The following is a 15,994-nucleotide window of genomic DNA, read 5'->3' on the forward strand; positions in this document are numbered from 1 at the left end:
TTATTCGAGCATTTCAGGACAGTTGATGATATTCTGCGTTTTGTCGTAGGTCAGGGTGTACGCTCCGGCTTGCCAGTAGTAGCAGATGTCCGTAGCGTCGAACGTGATGTTGGGGTTGTCGCTGATATCGAGGTTGTAGATCAGATAGGAGATCGTGTCGTCGACTTTGCGCAGGTCGTTCGACCCCAGATAGAGACCGCGCAGACCGGTGTGCTTGTAGATGCCCGTGGGCCACTCCTTCAGACAGCGGTTGCCGTTGTCGTCGCGCTGGCCGCGGACGGCATAGACCGTCAGCGTGAGGGCGTCGGTCGGTTCCCAAGGGAACTTCGAGAAGGCGTTGTAGGAGAGGTCCACACCGTAGAGGTAAGGCATGTTTCCGGCATGGAAATCATCCGGGAGCTCCTTGATCCGGTTGTAGGTCAGGTCGATGGAGATCAGGTTAGCCTGGTTTTCGGGTTTTGGGGAGGTGAAGCAGTCCTTCTCGAAACCCTCCAGACCGTTTCCGGCCAGCAGGATGTAGCTGATCCGCGACTGGCTCTTGGCCATGCAGGCGGGATAGGTCTTGATCCGGTTGCCCGAGAGGGTGAAGGTCGTGACGTTGATACCCTGATACTGGCCGTTGTCCTGGTTTTCGAAACCGTCGATCTCGTTGTAGCCCAGCGAAACGCTCGACACGTAGTAGGGGGTGTCGCTGGTGAAGATGTCGGGGACCTTCTTAAGCTTGTTGTACGAAGCGGAGAAGGTCTCCAGGTTGTCGGTGTTGCAGAAGATGCGGCGGCCGTTGACCGTTTCGGTTCCGAAACCGGTGATTTCATTGTTCTCGAAGTAGAGCTCCGAGGGCATGAAGTTGTTGCCTAACGCGGGAATCACGCCCTGGATCTTGTTGTTGGCCAGGTCGAGCAGGCTGAGGCGCTCCATCTTCTTGACATCCTCGGGGAACTTCTCGAGGTTGTTGTCGCGGGCATAGAACATCTGGATCAGATCCTGCGACTTGCCATTGGCCAGGTATCCGATCGACTGGTAGATTTCGTCGGCCGTCCAACCGGGATGCTGGGCGGTACCCTGGTTGCAGGAGATGTTGACCTGTACCAGGGCGGGCATCTCGCCGACCTCTTGGGGCAGGCCGTGGAGGTTGGGGCAGTTGTAGATCTCGAGCAGCGTGCACGACGCGAGGTTGGCGATCGTCGTGGGGATCTTCGAGATGGGGCTGTTGGCGATGTAGAGATACTCGAGCTTGGTCAGGTTGCCGATTTCGTCGGGCAGGCTCTTGAGGTTGTTGCAGAAACGTCCGGCGATGACATCCTTGGGTTGGATTTCTATCTGGCGGCCGCTCTTGCGGTCAAAGATCTGGTTCTCGGTGTAGCCCTGCTCATAGAGATAGATGGCCGGGCTGGTGAGGTTGTGCTCTTTGAGGGCCAGGGCGCAGGGATAGGACATCTGGGGCTGGATGTGCGTGGCTGCCAGATACTGCTTGTTGTAGGCGAGCCGGTTTCGATTGCGGTCTTCGAGCGACTTCGACTGGTCGAGCATCGGGTCGTAGGTGCCGGTGTTGGTATCGCTGTGCGAACCGAGGTAGAGTTCGACGAGCTCGGTGAGCTGACCGATAGCGGCGGGCATGTCGCCGCTGATTCCGAACTCGCTGAGCACGAGCTTGGCCACACGGCCGTTCGAGTGGACCTCGACACCGGGCTGATCGATCCACAGGTCGGGCGACTTGTTGAAGTCCCAGTTGCAGCCCTTGTTGTAGTCCTCACCGCCGTAGTACCAGTTCGGGCCGTCGAGGGCCTCCCAGATGGCTTTCAGGGCGTATCCGTCCTGAATGTACTCATCGGCCTCCTGCATGGTGACGGGGGCTTTGGCATCGATCGTCTCGTTGTCCGAGACCGTAAAGTTGTACTTCTCGGGGATCCCGCCGGAGATGGTTTCGAGCAGGAGTTTGTTGGTGTCGTAGGTGACCAGGCCGGTGATTTCGTAGTTTCCTGCGGGGAGGAAAAGGAGCGAGTCGCAGGTGATCGACGAGGTCTGGTATCCGAATTTGTCGCTTTCGGCATTCTCTTCGTCGAAGTGAACGTCGAAGTTCGCCTTCAGGTTTGTGAAGGTGATTTCCTCTTCGTCGGAGTCGATCTTGTGGACGGAGACGTCGAAGTAGGCGATTTCGTCGAAGGTATATTCGCGGTTGCGGGATGAGCTTCGTGTAGCGTTCCATTTCCCGGTGAGTTCCGAGATATCCTTTACGAGGTTGAAACGGACCTTTCCGCGGGGGGCGACGTTTGCCGTAAGGTCATGGATGGTCAGGCCGCCGGCGACGACCGAAAGCCGGTTGTCGGAGACCGTACCGCTGTAGATCGGGGTATCGGTGATATCGTAGAGGATGAACGAGATGATCTGATAGTCACCGGCCATGAGTTCGAGTTTGTCGCTGCGCAGGCCGAACTCGGCAGCTTCGCTGCTGGTGGCCGAGAGGGTCAGGGTCTGCGAGATGGTCGTCGATCCGGACAGGAGTCTGATCCGGAGCTTGCAGGCCTGGGAGAGGTAGTCGAGCTGATCGACCATGTGGTCGGTCTGGTCGGCACGCGTGAGGCGCTGGGCATCCTGTGTTTGCGGATAGGAGGCCTCCTTGTAGAGCTTGAACTGGACATAGCCGTATTCGAGCTCGCGGTTGTCGATACCGTCGTCGTCGGAGCAGGCTGCGGAGCAGAGCGCGGCGCAGGAGACGACGAAGGCGAATAAGGATTTGATATTGAAAAGTTTCATGGAAAACTTGTGTCTTGTAAACTCTTTAATCATCGTATTTTGAAAACAGGGACCCCGGCCCATTCAACGGGGCCCCTGTTTTTGCAGTGTCAGAAAGCGTCAGTTTTCATCTGTTTGCAGGCTAAAAGTTGCGCACACAGATCAGATAGGCAAAGACCTTATCGTTCTTTTTGAGTGCGATGTAGCCTATGTCACCCTTGTTTGCCTCGTCGGCCCCCATATCGACAACGAGCATGGGAGATATGATCGTCGTACCCAGCCATGCGGTACTTTCCGAAGAGGAGATCACGTCATCACCTCCTATCTCGATATTGATATCCAGCACGGCGTTATAATTCGAGGCGGGAGAATTATCGTTATAGGTGAGTTCGTAGACAGGGATTCCATCTTCGTAAGCAGCCTTGACCTCTTCCAGGGAGGCGTTGGGATGCTGTGAGAAGTAGGAGTCATCGACGGACTTGAACGTGGCGATCTGGTTGTCGAAGGCCGAAACGTCCGCACTGACACTGATGGAGATCACATTGCTGTCGCTTCCTCCTGTATCGGGTCCGCTCTGTTCGATGGTAGCATAGACGTAGGGCTTGTACTCCGCCTTGAAGTCCGTCATGCTGTTCTCCAGCATATTAAATGGATCATCATTCTGCAGTTCGTCGGCCAGACTCTTGGGCAGGGCGATCAGCTTGGCCGTACGGGCGGCTCCGGTTGTGTTGGGAGCTACCGTCACGGTGTACTGGTGCTCCTGAAAAACGTCTTCGAGTTCGGAGTTCCAGGTGTCGGCGATGGTCACCCATTGTGCCATGCCCTGTTTGAATACATATCCGACATGCTCAATCTCCTCGGCCACGTAGAAGGCCAGCCCTTCCGTACTGGAAACCGTCGTGGAGAGATTGTCCGAGATGGTTTCGTTCCCCAGAGAGTTGCTGATATACTTGCCTTCGTTGTTGAAGGTGAAGGTGGCGTTGGTGTTGGCCAACGGATGGCGGACGATGTCGCGGAATCCGGGGATGCGCAGACAATATCGGTTGTGGGCGTTGTTTCCGGGATCCTCGTCGCGGTTGATGGACCTGTCGTAGAAGTCGATTACGGCCGTGTGGGTGTCCAGATTGGTTGCGGAGAAGTCACCGGTGACGGTGATCTGGTAGCTGCCGGGATCATCCGCAATGGCCATTGAGGAGATCTCCAGCCCCTCGGGTTTCGAGATCAGCCAGTTGAAGTTGCCCTTGGCCTTGAAGACATACATGAAACTGCTTACGCGGAAGGGCCATTTCAGCTCTACGATATCTCCGGAGTCCTGATCTGGACCGGAGTATTTCGTCAGAGCGGTCTCCGGGTAGACATAGGGGATGGTGAAATCATCCTTTGTGGAATCATCCGTCGTGTTGTACTCCGAGGCGTAGAGTTCGAATTCGCGGGCCTTGTTGCCGCGGGTGATCTGGGCGATAACCTTGGTTTGGCCGTTCATCGTGAGCGAGACCTCGCAGACGGGGTTTTCGTCGAAGGTTCCCGTGGAGATGGATTCGACATAAAGGGTGACGGGCTCCGTGCTGGCTTTTCCGGATACGGATACGCCTTCGAAGGGGTCGTAGCGGAGAGTGAACCAGCGTGAAGTTACCTCGTCGGTGGGGATCGACGCGCTCCAGTCCATGTTGGGGGTGAAGGTCACGGCGCAGGAGTTCTCGCCGGCGGGGATGGTCGCCTGCAGCAGCTCCGGGAACGCGGGAGTGATCGGTGTATCAACGCTGTCGTCCTCCGACTTGCAGCCGGAGAGTATCAGGGCTGAACTCGCCAACAGAACCGATGTCCAGTATAAAATCTTGTTTTTCATAAGACATTGCGTTTAGTGGTACTATAATTGGAGAATGAGAATTTGGATGGAATTTTCGGGTTTCTCATTCTTGGGCATTCCCGGGGTAGTTCGGATCCTCGCGCGGATCGCGTGCCCCTGACATGTTCTCTTCGGTTTTGAGCCGGACGGCCTCCTCGAGCGATACCCACTCCAGGGTGTTGTAGTAGTGTCCGACCGTACCCACCATGGTTCCGACGTTCTTTATATACACCTGGAGCCAGACGGAGATGGATTTCTGGCACGTATTGTACGACGAGTCGTAGTAGGGGCTGACGGTACCGAGGATCTTGTCATCGCCGTTGATCTGTCCGAAGACGGTCTGCTCGTCGCTGAGGACCTGGTCTTCATCCATCTCAATGATCGGATTGTTGGGATCGTCGTTCGTCAGACGCATCGTGACATCGTATCCGTTGTAGAGGAAGTCGTGCAGGATGATGGTGTTGGGTTCCGTGGGGTGCTTTTCGGTGTAGATGAGCCGCTGGTAGTTGGTGTCCAGGGCGCTGGGGTAGTTGTAGAGCAGCAGCGACGTGACGACGCACCAGCCGCTGAACGTATCCAGATCATAGTTGCAGCCCTTGTAGAGGACAACCTTCGTGTAGTCGCTCTCGGGATAGAGGCTCGTCCAGCGGAGCTGATCGGGCATCACCAGATGGAGTTTGAATCCCAGCGAATCGGTATCCTGAATATGATCGTAGCACCCGGCGATTTCGACATTGGCGGTACGTTCACCGGCCTTGATGGTAATGGTATTGGATAGGATCCGGTAGTGGTAGCCGTCGATGGCGTTGCTGCCCTGATCGATGGCCTCGACGGCGAACGTGCGGTCGTAGTCGCAGGCGACGGTCGAGGTTACCGGGACGGAGAAGCTGGCCTTGTCCGGGAAAACCCTGTAGGTCGACATCGTGTCGGCGAACATGATGTATTCGGCATCGGAGTAGGTCTTTTTATCCGCGTTGCATCCTGTGGCGAGGAGTCCGCCCAGGGCGGCCGTGCACAGTATGACAGTAATTCGTCTCATGTTTGAAAGGTCTTAGTAAACGGTGAATGCGTTAGTTGTTGCTCTCGTTGGGCTCGATTTCGGCGCCGGGCGATTCGAGTTCGTGGCGCGGGATGGGCCAAACGAAACGCGGGTCGTCGGCCTCGATCTTGAGCGAGCTGCCTTCGGTGAGCGAGCACGACTGGGGTTTACGTTCGAATCCCATGTGCCAGCGTTTGAGGTCGTTCAGACGGAAGCCCTCCATGTAGAGTTCGCGGACGCGCTCGGCGGAGATGGTTTCGAGCCAGTTGTTGGCGCTGACGGTGATGGCTCCGGCGCCGCCCGAGTAACGTTTCTGACGCAGCGTGGTGAGATCCTTGCCGGCCGCCGAGTAGTTGGGCGTCGGGAGGTTGCAGTAGGCCTCGGCACGGATCAGATACTGCTCGGCCAGACGGAAGAGCTTGGGCATCGAGATCATGTAGAGGTTTACCGAGGCGATGAACGACTGGTTGCCGAAGTACTTGTACAGCAGGGGCCACGTCAGTCCGTTGGCATAGCCGGTGGTGTACTCCTTGAAGTAGGCGTCGTAACGCAGGTCCGTATCGGCATAGGCGTCGAGCACCCACTGTGCGGGCACGTAGTCGGGATAGGTGTACGTGTAGTCGCGGTTGGCGTTGAAGAACACCTGACCCAGGGCGCCGCCGTAGGAGGTGGTCGTGAATCCGACCTTCCAGATGATCTCGAAGCTCGAGTCGTAGTTCCACATGTAGGTCAGATAGGTATCCGTGGATGAGTACTGCTGGTTGGCGTCGGCCAACTGGAACATGTCGTTGCCGATGACCTTCGAGGCGTAGTCGACGGCCGTCTGATAGTCCTGCATGTAGAGGGCCACGCGGGCATGGAGGGCCTGTGCGGCAGCGGCCGTGGCGTAGATGGTGTTGTACTGGTCGTTGTCGTTGTCCAGCAACTCTTCGGCACGGTTCAGGTCGTCGATGACGAACTGGTAGGAAGCCTTGAGCGAGGCGCGCTTCATGGGTTCGGGCGTGGAGTACTTCGAACGCAGGACGACGCCGAGTTCGTTTTCGGCCGTTGCGGGGTCGTATGCCTTGCAGAAGCACTCGATGAGTTTTGAGTAGCAGAGTGCGCGGATGGTGTAGACCTCGCCGGTGTAGGTGTCCAGGGCATCGATGTTTTCGTAATTGGTCTCCTGCTGCTTGACGGCGTCGACGCGCTCGAGGAAGAAGTTGCAGCGGCTGATGACGCCGTAGAGAGTGGCATAGACCGATTCGACATCCTGATCGGTCGAGAGGAGGTTCCAGAGCCATGCGGGGCCGTAGACGTTCGAAAAGTTTTCGACGGCGTAAGCCAGGTCGGCCTGAATGTCGGGCATGACGGTAAGGGTCCCGCTGAAGAGCGAGCTGCTCATCAGACCTTCGTAGATGCCCGTGAGGATCTGTTCGGCATCGTCGAAGGTCTGCATGGCCTCGTCTTCACGGATGGACGATTCGGGCAGTTTGTCCAGACACGACGAGGTGCCGGCTACCAGAAGAATCGCGGCGATGAGTGACTTGATATTTCGTAACATATTCATTGGCTGTCGATTAGAACGTGAGGTCAAGACCGAACGTGAATTGGCGGGACATGGGATATTGCGCCTGATACATGTTTCCGATACCTTCGGGATCGAGGCCCGAGAATTTGGTGAACGTGAAGAGGTTCTGCGCCTGGGCGTAGATTCGTATTCCGTTGATGAACCGGGTTTTGCGCAGCAGTTCCTGGGGGAACGAGTAGCTGAGCATGAGGTTTTTCAGACGCAGGAACGAGGCATCCTCCAGCAGACGGTCGTCAAACTCGGTGTAGACGCCGTGACGCGGGATGTCGGTGATGTCACCGGGCTTCTTCCAGCGGTCGAGCAGCTTGCGCGACTGGTTGTAGGCGCTGTAGCGGCCGTTCGACTCGTCGAAGTATCGGTCGTTGTTGATCATCCAGCGGTCGGCCACCCACGAGAACTGGGCCGAGAGCGAGATTCCCTTCCAGGAGAGGTTCGTGCCGAAACCGCCGGCCCAGGGGGCGTTCATGCTCTTGCCGACGAGCACCTTGTCTTCGTCGCGCATTTCGGTGGTGATTTCGCCGTCCTTGGTGTACCAGAGGGCGTCACCGTTTGCGGGGTTGACGCCGGCGAAGCGGTTGACGTAGAATTCGCCGCTGTCGTGACCGACGACGAGCTTCATCGACGTGGCGGACATTTCATACTCCTGCACGCCGTTGTAGAGTTCGAGGATCTTGTTTTTGTTGTAGGAGAAGTTTGCGTTGAGCGACCATGCGAAGTCTTTCGTGGCGACGACCGTACCGGAGAGGTTGACCTCGGCGCCGCGGTTGACCATCACGCCGATGTTGTCCCAGTAGTAGCCGTATCCTTTGTCGGCGTAGGACTGGGGAACCTGCATGAGCATGTCGGAGGTGCGCTTGTTGTAGAGTTCGAAGTCGACGTTCAGGCGGTTCCAGAAACCGAAGTGGAAACCGAGGTTAGTGGTCCAGGTCTTCTCCCATCCGAGGTCCTCGTTACCGGGCTGGCTGGGGGCCATACCGGCATCGCCGTAGTAGTTCAGGCCTCCGCTCACCAGGGCGAGGTGTTCGTAGTTGGGGATGGAGGAGTTGCCCGAGGTACCGGTGCTGAAGGAGATCTGAGCGTTCGAGAGCCAGCGGCTGACGTTCTCCATGAAAGCTTCGTTGCGGAGGTTCCACATCAGGCCGACGCTCCAGAAACCGCCCCAGCGGTGTCCGGTACCGAAACGCGACGAGGCGTCGGTACGCAGCGCAATGTCGGCGTAGTAACGCTGGTCGTAGTTGTATTCGCCGCGGCCGAAGACCGACATGTAGGAGTAGTCGTCATCGGTCGTGTCGCTCCACGAGGTGACGCGCGTACCGGAGGTGATGTTGACCAGTTTGTCGTTGTTCTGACCTTCGGCCCGCAGCGTGAATCCCTCGTAGTGGTAGTTGACGCCCTCCTGACCGAGCAGGAAGTTGAACGAGTGCTTGTCCTTCTGGAACTGATAGTTGAGCGTGTTGGTGACCGAGAGGGTCAGCGCATCGCTCGAGAGGCGCTGGGCGTTGCCCTGACCGAGATTCGGGGCATAGCTCGGGGCCGAGGTGCTCAGACCGGTCATGTGTGAGAAGTCGACGTTGAACTGCGACTTGAAGGTCAGCCCCTCGATGATGGTAGCCTCGGCGAAGATGCTCGACACGAGTTTGTATTTCTTGTAGGAGCGCTGGTTGTTCTTGATCCACTCCAGGGGGTTCTGTCCGTCACCCTTCCACGATCCGTCGTTGACCGAAGCGAGCGATCCGTCGGGGTTGTAGGGGTTCCAGTAGGGGAGCATGAATCGGGCGGCGGAGATCGGGGTCACGAGGGTGTATTCGCCATCGTCGGCCTGTTCGATATCCTGGTAGTTGAGCATGGTGTTGGTCCCGATCTTGAGCCACTTGGCGGCGCGCTGTTCGATATTGGCGCGGATGGAGTACCGGTCGAAGTTCGAGCCCAGGGCGATACCCTCCTGGCTGTAGTATCCGCCCGAGACGTAGTAGTTTGTCTTCTCGTTGGCGCCCGACACGGAGAGTTCGTAGTTCTGGAGCATGGCGGCGTTGTTGTAGACTTCGTCGAGCCAGCAAATGTCGGTTTGGCTGAGGAGGTTGTAGTCCTTTCCGTCGGTCAGTCCGATCTCCTTTTCATACTGGATGCGCTCCTCGGTGTTCATCAGGTCCCAGTTGCCCTTGGCGATCTGGGAGAAACCGAGCTGCATGCGGTAGGAGATGATGGGCTTTTCGGCCATTCGACCGCGTTTGGTGGTGATGACGACGACGCCGTTCGAGGCACGCGAACCGTAGATCGAGGTCGACGAGGCGTCCTTGAGGACGGAGATCGACTCGATGTCGGAGGGGTTGATGGCGTTGAAGTCGGAGCTTGAGATGGGAATACCGTCGAGGATGTACAGGGGGGCGGTACCGGAGTTGATGGAGTTTGTACCGCGGATGGTGAACGTAGCGGCGACGCTGGGTTCACCGGTGTTGGACATGACGGTCAGACCGGGGACCTGTCCCTGGAGGGCCTGGTCGAAGGCGGCCGTAGGAGTTGATTCGACCTTTTCGGCCTTGACGGTTGAGACCGAACCGGTGATTGTTCCCTTTTTGCGGACACCGTAAGCGATGACCACGACATCGTCGAGGGCCTGAGCTTCGGGCTGGAGCTCGACGTCGTGAGTGAGTTTGGCAGTTCCCTCGGGGACGGTGAATTCGGCGACCTTGAAGCCGATGTAGTGATAGGAGAGAACTGTTCCGGGAGTGACGACGATGGAGTAGGATCCGTCGCCGAGGGTGCTGACACCGCTGGTGCTGCCGGAAAGTACGTGAACACCGACCAGAGGAGCCTTGTCTTCGGCCGATGTGACGACACCGCTAACCGTGATACTTCCCCCCCCCTGGGCCAGGGCGGGTAATGAACACAAAAGGAAAGCGAATTTCAGTAGTAGAATTTTTGATTGTTGCATAGTGAAATTACTTTCTGTCGCCACAAATGTGAATAATATAAATGATTTAAACAAACCGGTGAATGGACCGAAATGTAATCTTTCTGTCGGAAAAGTGTATTGCCGCCTATTATTGAAATAATTTAATATCTTGTTTTACAGTCTATTAATGTAAACTAACAGTTTGTAATCTAAAAGGCGAAAAAAATATAAAAAAATTTTTTTCAAAACTCGGAAAATGGGGCGAAAAAGGGGGAATTTGGCAAAAAACAAGGAGGAGTTCCCGGAGCGGAAACAGGTTGATTCTTGAAGGTTGCCGAGGGGACGTAATGTACTAAAAGTAGCCTTATATGCCCTTGTAGGGCGGTTTTTTGGATTGATTGCCAATTTTGGCAAGGAAAGGGAATTGGCTTCCTCAACTCTTGAACGGCCCGTTGTGTCGATCGTTTATGTGGAGGGGGGGGTAAAGTAACAGATTGTAATCAAAAATGGCCAAAATGCTTTTGATACGAAATTTTGATGCGATTGGTAACCGGATTTTACGAGCGTTGTTTCCGGAAAACTATTTCGGCCATTTTCGTTTATATGATCGGATCTGCTTATTGTTGGATTTGGGGGGCGGGGCGATCCGATTCGGCTGGATCCCGTTTTGACGCGCAAAGTCCTGTAAATATATATTTTACGGATATTGACAGCACTCCCGATGGGTTTTGTCCGGAGCGGGGGGGTGACTGTCCGGATTGTCCAATGGGGAGGGGTTGCGGACAGGGCTGGGTCAGCGGATCAGACCGGCTTCGTAGTAGATGATGATTTGTTCGATCATCTTGTCTTCGCCCTCGCGGTCGTATTGCGATTTGAGATCCTGTCCGAAGACCTTCGAGACGCCTTGCCAGAATCCGGCGATGAATCCACCGCGGAACTCCTTGAGGACCTGGTAGGCGGTGTATTCGGTTTCGCGGTCGATGAGTTTGAGCAGGACGCGGCCCTGGGTTCGTGTCATGTGTTTCAGTACGGGGGTGTACTCCTCCTTGATCTGGTTGTACACCTCCTTGATATAGGCTTTCTGGGCTTTTTTGGTTGGGAGGCGGCAGAGTTCGTCCTCCATTTCGGCCATTTTGGCGCGTGCGATCTTGGCGATGGGGTATACCTTTCGCACGGCATCGACCAACCGGCGGTAACGTCGCAGGTCGACCGGTCGGCTGAAGACGTAGACGGGCAGGATATGGACCAGAGCGATGGAGTCGCCGTTTTTCTGGACTTCCCACTCCTGGTGCCAGAATCCGCGACCGCCCTGGGCCATCACTTCGGGGAGTGCGGCCGTGATCAGGAAGAGGAGCAGGAACCACTTTTTCATGATCGGCAATGGGGGATCAGTCAACGGAAAAACGGGCGGCCCGGGGTTAAAATTGCGTCGAAAGGTCGTTTTTTGCGCCCGATTTGCTTATCTTTGCCGGCGTCACACCTGCGCAAATATACGACAACTTCGCGGGAGAAGCAAATCCTGAGGGTGCGGAACGGATCCGGATGTCGGGAGCGAGTGGTGTGCGAATGAAGAAAAACGAACCAAAACAGGAAAAGGAGATGCTTGAAGCAGGACTTTCGGGCCGCAGCACCACGACGGTGACGGCTGAGAATACGGCCGCCGCGATGGGATCGGGCGACCTTGCGGTATTTGCCACGCCGGCGATGGTGGCATTGATGGAGCATGCGGCGATGGAGGCCGTAGCCGGGGAGTTGCCCGAGGGGTCGACGACCGTGGGCTCGGAGATGAACACGACGCACGTGAAGCCTTCGAAACTGGGGGCCGAGATCACCGCCACGGCGGTTTTGACGGCGGTTGAGGGGCGCAAACTGACCTTCAACGTCGGAGCACGCGACGAGGTCGGACTGATCGGCGAGGGGACGCACGTCCGCTACGTGGTGGACCGTCGCCGCTTCCTGGAAAAACTGGGCTGATTCAGCGGTCGGTGAACGACGCCGGCCCGTGCCGTACGGCAAACAGGGTGGCTGCCCCTTGGGGCGGTCACCCTGTCTGTTTTCCGGGGGTGGTACCCTGTCTGTTCTCGGGGTTGCCTTGTCTGTTCTCGGGGCGGTCACCCTCCCTCTTTCCGGGAGCAGACGGATCGGGGAGGGGACTTTCCGACGGGCGTTTTCCGATGGAGGTTATCCGCCGAATCCGAACCAGAGGTGTTCGATCCAGATGACGCCGATTCCGGCGGCATATCCGGCCAGAGCCAGGAGCGAGATATGGCGGGCATACCATCCGAAGGAGATTCTTTCGAGTCCCATGGCGACGACACCGGCGGCCGAACCGATGATGAGCAGACTGCCGCCGACGCCGGCGCAGTAGGTCAGCAGATGCCAGAAGAGGCCGTCGGGGAGGAATGCCCGGGCAAAGGCGGGATCGGCCGCCGCGGCCACCGCGGCGGCATCAGCCACGGGATACATGCCCATGCAGGCGGCCACCAGCGGGACATTGTCGACCACCGACGAGAGCAGACCGATGACCGAAGCGATCGGGAAGGCGGCGTGTACGTGCAGGTCGAGCCAGCGGGCAGCCGACGCGAGCATTCCGGCCGATTCGAGGGCACCGACGGCCATAAGGATTCCGAGGAAGAAGAGGATGGTCGGCATGTCGATGTGCTTGAGGACCTTGGCCACGCGGGGTTGGATCGGCTCCTCGAGATTTCGCAGCGCGCGTTTTCGGTAGTAGATCACCTCGGAGAGAATCCACATGGCGCCCAGCGAGATCATCATGCCCATGTAGGGAGGCAGTCCGGTGAGGCTTTTGAAGAGCGGGACGAAGAGCAGGCTGAGGACACCGGCGAGGAGCATGAAGCGCCGCAGCCGAGGGCCGATATAGGGAGGACAGACGTTCGGGAGAGGTTGCGGAGCGGGGGTGCTGCCCGGGGTGATGAAACGCATGGCGAGCAGCGTGGGGAGGGCGACCGAGACCAGACAGGGCAGCAGCAGTGCCGCGACGAGCCGGGCGGCGGTGACATTTCCCCGCATCCAGAGCATGATGGTCGTCACGTCACCGATGGGCGACCATGCTCCGCCGCTGTTTGCGGCGATGACGATCACCGAGGCGAAGATCCGGCGTTCGCGCGGATCGGCGATCAGCCGCCTGGCGAGCATCACCAGAATGATCGTGGTGGTCATGTTGTCGAGCGCGGCCGAGAGCAGGAAGGCGACTGCGGCGACGATGAGGAGGAGTTTGCGATGGTTTCGGGTGGAGATGTGGTCGGTGATGACGACAAATCCGCCGTAGGAGTCGATGAGGTTGACGATGGTCATGGCTCCGATCAGGAAGACGAGGATTTCGCACGTGTCGCCCAGTTGTTCGACGAGTTGCTGCTGGATCGAGGGGTCGTTTCCGGCGAGGCTGAGCAGGGTCCAGATTCCGCCGGCCATCAGCAGGGCGATGGCTGATTTGTCGATATGTGTTTTGTGCTCGAGAGCGATCAGGAGATATCCGATCGCGAAGAGCAGAGCCATGGAGGTGATCATGCTGTCGTGGTGGTGAAGGTTTGGGGTCCGGAGGAGCGGGCCAGAGGTTACAGATTTTGAAACCGGGCTTTTTTTGAAACCGGGCTTTGGAATTGGAAAAAATTTCGTATCTTTGTCCCGCTTTCGAGCACGAGATTGAGCTGTGGTGTAATGGTAACACAGCAGATTTTGGTTCTGTCGTTCTGGGTTCGAATCCCGGCAGCTCAACCTGAGAAAGGTGGCCATCCGCAAGGAGTGGGCCACCTTTTTTTGGATGAAGAGGGATGAGGTGGGGGGTGAGAATGGAGTGAGGGCAGGGGAGGCCCACTTTCGGGAGGGGCGGTGAGAACTCCTTTTTATCCGGAAGGAGCCTCTGTCGGAACCCATCCGAAAGTTTCCCGAAAGTTTCCCGGAGCCTTGGAGCGAACCCGTGGACCGCCGATCCCGAAGAGGCCAATAGGAACAGCCCGGAGCCTGTTGCCGAAGTCCGTTGCCGATGCCCGATCCCGAGCCGTTGCCGGCGGCCCCCCGTGTCAATGCCCGGGCCAATGTCCGACGCCGGAACCCAGTGCCGGAACCGCCACATCGCCCTCTTCCTGCCGAAATCCTTCCCCTGCCGGAGTTGCCGGAGCCGGTTATTGTCGGTTCTTGTGCGCTTCCGGCCGGGACTCCCGGTCGCACTCCTGCGTTTGAGACCCCTCGGCGGGATTTTCTCGGGAGCAGCGGGTGCGGCTGTCGATGCAAGAGGAGAAGAGTGCCATGGTTTCGAGATTGTCCGGGTCCGTTTCTGCGGAATTCGCGTTTTCGTTCGAAGGACGTGAGATGTCGTGCGTGGATTGTTTCATGCGCTTGTCCGTTTGAGGACTATTTGCGGTTTGTTTTTTTGCGGTGAGAGATCAGTGCGGCGATCCACAAGAGCAGGATGGCGCCGATGACGGCCGTTACGAGGCTGCCGAGAGTTCCGACGGGAACGAGCCCGATCCAGGAGAGGACCCAACCGCCGAGCATGCCGCCGATGAGTCCGACGAGCAGATTGACAAATAATCCCGAGCCGCTGCCCTTGACAATGAGGTTGGCGATCCATCCGGCCGCCAGACCGATCAGAAGATACCAGATAAAATACATGGGTCGATGCGTTTTTTGATTACGCATCGCAGGGGAGCAAAATCCGTTCCGAAACCGGATCCGGGCGACGGACGGAGCCATTCCTTTCAGCGCTTTGCCGTCGGAGCGGGGCTCAGCACCCGGTTTTGAGGGCCCGGGCCAGCTGATCGGGACAGGAGGTTCCTTTGCCGTGGCAGTCGATACCCTCGAGGCGGGCGATCACCTCGTCGGCCTTCATGCCGCGGACCAGGGCGGCAACCCCCTGCGTATTGCCGTGACAACCGCCCGTGAAGGAGACGTTGCGGACGATTCCGTCTTCGATATCGATGTCGATCTGCCGCGAGCAGGTTCCCTGGCAGGGGTGGGTTATGTGTCGGATCATGGAATGGATCGTTATTTGGGTTTTCGGGGAGCAAATATACGAAAGCGGAGGGTTTCGTGCAACTCCCGGTGCCGGAGCGAGGATCTTTCTGTCAGAGGGGTAAAGGAAAGAGGGCCACAACTCAGGAGTTGCGGCCCTCCTTGTCGGGGATCCGAGCGGGGATATTACTGACGCTGGAGATCCGAGTTGTCGGCAACGACCATGTTTTTGTCGATGCGGAGCGTTACGTTGCTGTCCACCTCGATCAGGAGGGTCGTCTCCTTGATCTCCTTCACGGTACCGTAGATACCGCCGGCGGTGATGATCTTGTCACCCTTTTTGAGGCCGTCGCGGAACGCCTGCATCTGCTTGCGGCGCTTGGCTTCGGGTCGCCACATGAAGAGCCAGAGGACCAGCACCATCAGGACGATCATGATAATGAAACTGTACTGCTGCATGAATCCGGGCTGCGGTTCCACGGGCGGAGTTTGAAGGAATTGAATCATAATGGTTATTCGGTTTTTTTGGTGAAAATTTCGGGTGTTTGGAAAACTTAACGCGACAAAGATAGAAAATATTGTCGAAAAAACAAGGATTTATTCGATGTCGGCCTCGACGAAGATCCGCAGGGGCTTTCGGGCGCCGGAGAGGATGAGATCCATGCGTTTGAGCTGCCAGCCGTATTCGCCGCGGGAGTCGAATGTCATTTCGAGGGTTCGGGCCTGGCCGGGTGCAAGGGGTTGGGCGTCATGGTCGAGCGAGATGCAGCCGCAGCTGCGTTGGGTGGAGAGGATGACCAGCGGTTTGGCCGAGGTGTTTTCGAGTTGGAAGCGCAGGACGGCGATTTCGCCGGATCCGAGGCGTCCGAAACGAAGCGTATCCGTGCTGCCGTGCATAAGCACCGAGTCTGAAATTGCAATGATTCGGCCTCGGAAAGGCTT

Annotated in this window: 13 protein-coding genes and 1 tRNA gene; 2 read left to right on the forward strand and 12 right to left on the reverse strand. The window is 57.4% G+C overall.

Going from position 1 to position 15,994, the window contains the following annotated elements; translation table 11 throughout:
- The 6 genes from B5E60_RS01835 to B5E60_RS01860 form a co-directional block, all read right to left on the reverse strand.
- Complete coding sequence (locus B5E60_RS01835; protein ID WP_087309184.1) at positions 1-2,754, reverse strand: DUF4458 domain-containing protein; 2,754 nt, start codon at positions 2,752-2,754, stop codon at positions 1-3.
- Between the two features lie 121 nt (positions 2,755-2,875).
- Positions 2,876-4,579 (reverse strand): hypothetical protein, encoded by a 1,704-nt coding sequence (locus B5E60_RS01840; protein WP_087309185.1) that lies wholly within the window; start codon positions 4,577-4,579, stop codon positions 2,876-2,878.
- A 64-nt stretch (positions 4,580-4,643) separates the two neighbouring features.
- Positions 4,644-5,618 (reverse strand): DUF4984 domain-containing protein, encoded by a 975-nt coding sequence (locus tag B5E60_RS01845; protein ID WP_087309186.1) that lies wholly within the window; start codon positions 5,616-5,618, stop codon positions 4,644-4,646.
- 31 nt (positions 5,619-5,649) lie between these two features.
- Entirely contained in the window at positions 5,650-7,161 is a 1,512-nt protein-coding gene (locus B5E60_RS01850) for a RagB/SusD family nutrient uptake outer membrane protein (protein WP_204246428.1), read from the reverse strand.
- Between the two features lie 16 nt (positions 7,162-7,177).
- Positions 7,178-10,120 (reverse strand): SusC/RagA family TonB-linked outer membrane protein, encoded by a 2,943-nt coding sequence (locus tag B5E60_RS01855; protein WP_087309188.1) that lies wholly within the window; start codon positions 10,118-10,120, stop codon positions 7,178-7,180.
- 754 nt (positions 10,121-10,874) lie between these two features.
- Positions 10,875-11,453 (reverse strand): DUF4294 domain-containing protein, encoded by a 579-nt coding sequence (locus B5E60_RS01860; RefSeq protein WP_087309189.1) that lies wholly within the window; start codon positions 11,451-11,453, stop codon positions 10,875-10,877.
- 227 nt (positions 11,454-11,680) lie between these two features.
- Between B5E60_RS01860 and B5E60_RS01865 the strand changes: the two genes are divergently transcribed.
- Positions 11,681-12,055, forward strand: a complete 375-nt coding sequence (locus B5E60_RS01865) for a thioesterase family protein (protein WP_087309307.1) — start codon at positions 11,681-11,683, stop codon at positions 12,053-12,055.
- A 207-nt stretch (positions 12,056-12,262) separates the two neighbouring features.
- Here the strand turns inward: B5E60_RS01865 and nhaD are convergent, their stop codons facing one another.
- Positions 12,263-13,609, reverse strand: coding sequence for a sodium:proton antiporter NhaD (gene nhaD / locus B5E60_RS01870; protein WP_204246429.1), 1,347 nt, complete (start codon positions 13,607-13,609; stop codon positions 12,263-12,265).
- A gap of 136 nt (positions 13,610-13,745) precedes the next feature.
- Here nhaD and B5E60_RS01875 point away from each other — a divergent pair.
- Positions 13,746-13,816: transfer RNA gene (locus B5E60_RS01875), tRNA-Gln, on the forward strand.
- Between the two features lie 407 nt (positions 13,817-14,223).
- On the opposite strand, the gene B5E60_RS13685 is transcribed toward B5E60_RS01875, so the two are convergent.
- The 5 genes from B5E60_RS13685 to B5E60_RS01895 form a co-directional block, all read right to left on the reverse strand.
- On the reverse strand, positions 14,224-14,433 hold the full coding sequence (locus B5E60_RS13685; RefSeq protein WP_122120639.1) for a hypothetical protein: 210 nt from the start codon (positions 14,431-14,433) through the stop codon (positions 14,224-14,226).
- Between the two features lie 19 nt (positions 14,434-14,452).
- Positions 14,453-14,713: a GlsB/YeaQ/YmgE family stress response membrane protein gene (locus B5E60_RS01880; RefSeq protein WP_087309190.1), complete on the reverse strand. Its 261-nt coding sequence runs from the start codon at positions 14,711-14,713 to the stop codon at positions 14,453-14,455.
- Positions 14,714-14,825: 112 nt separating this feature from the next.
- The gene (locus tag B5E60_RS01885) at positions 14,826-15,074 is read right to left on the reverse strand and encodes a TIGR03905 family TSCPD domain-containing protein (protein ID WP_087309191.1); all 249 of its coding nucleotides are present in this window, start codon (positions 15,072-15,074) and stop codon (positions 14,826-14,828) included.
- A 164-nt stretch (positions 15,075-15,238) separates the two neighbouring features.
- On the reverse strand, positions 15,239-15,559 hold the full coding sequence (yajC, locus tag B5E60_RS01890) for a preprotein translocase subunit YajC (protein WP_162992884.1): 321 nt from the start codon (positions 15,557-15,559) through the stop codon (positions 15,239-15,241).
- 90 nt (positions 15,560-15,649) lie between these two features.
- Positions 15,650-15,949 (reverse strand): DUF1573 domain-containing protein, encoded by a 300-nt coding sequence (locus B5E60_RS01895; RefSeq protein ID WP_087309192.1) that lies wholly within the window; start codon positions 15,947-15,949, stop codon positions 15,650-15,652.
- Between the last annotated feature and the right edge of the window lie 45 nt (positions 15,950-15,994).

This window comes from Alistipes sp. An116 (assembly GCF_002161005.1).
In the GTDB taxonomy this organism is placed as follows: domain Bacteria; phylum Bacteroidota; class Bacteroidia; order Bacteroidales; family Rikenellaceae; genus Alistipes; species Alistipes megaguti.

Coding starts and splice junctions, on each gene's coding strand:
- B5E60_RS01880 (WP_087309190.1), bottom strand. CDS start 14,713: ATGTATTTTATCTGGTATCTTCTGATCGGTCTGGCGGCCGGATGGATC.
- B5E60_RS01835 (WP_087309184.1), bottom strand. CDS start 2,754: ATGAAACTTTTCAATATCAAATCCTTATTCGCCTTCGTCGTCTCCTGC.
- B5E60_RS01855 (WP_087309188.1), bottom strand. CDS start 10,120: ATGCAACAATCAAAAATTCTACTACTGAAATTCGCTTTCCTTTTGTGT.
- B5E60_RS13685 (WP_122120639.1), bottom strand. CDS start 14,433: ATGAAACAATCCACGCACGACATCTCACGTCCTTCGAACGAAAACGCG.
- yajC (WP_162992884.1), bottom strand. CDS start 15,559: ATGATTCAATTCCTTCAAACTCCGCCCGTGGAACCGCAGCCCGGATTC.
- B5E60_RS01895 (WP_087309192.1), bottom strand. CDS start 15,949: ATGCACGGCAGCACGGATACGCTTCGTTTCGGACGCCTCGGATCCGGC.
- B5E60_RS01865 (WP_087309307.1), top strand. CDS start 11,681: ATGCTTGAAGCAGGACTTTCGGGCCGCAGCACCACGACGGTGACGGCT.
- B5E60_RS01860 (WP_087309189.1), bottom strand. CDS start 11,453: ATGAAAAAGTGGTTCCTGCTCCTCTTCCTGATCACGGCCGCACTCCCC.
- B5E60_RS01850 (WP_204246428.1), bottom strand. CDS start 7,161: ATGTTACGAAATATCAAGTCACTCATCGCCGCGATTCTTCTGGTAGCC.
- B5E60_RS01840 (WP_087309185.1), bottom strand. CDS start 4,579: ATGAAAAACAAGATTTTATACTGGACATCGGTTCTGTTGGCGAGTTCA.
- B5E60_RS01885 (WP_087309191.1), bottom strand. CDS start 15,074: ATGATCCGACACATAACCCACCCCTGCCAGGGAACCTGCTCGCGGCAG.
- nhaD (WP_204246429.1), bottom strand. CDS start 13,609: ATGATCACCTCCATGGCTCTGCTCTTCGCGATCGGATATCTCCTGATC.
- B5E60_RS01845 (WP_087309186.1), bottom strand. CDS start 5,618: ATGAGACGAATTACTGTCATACTGTGCACGGCCGCCCTGGGCGGACTC.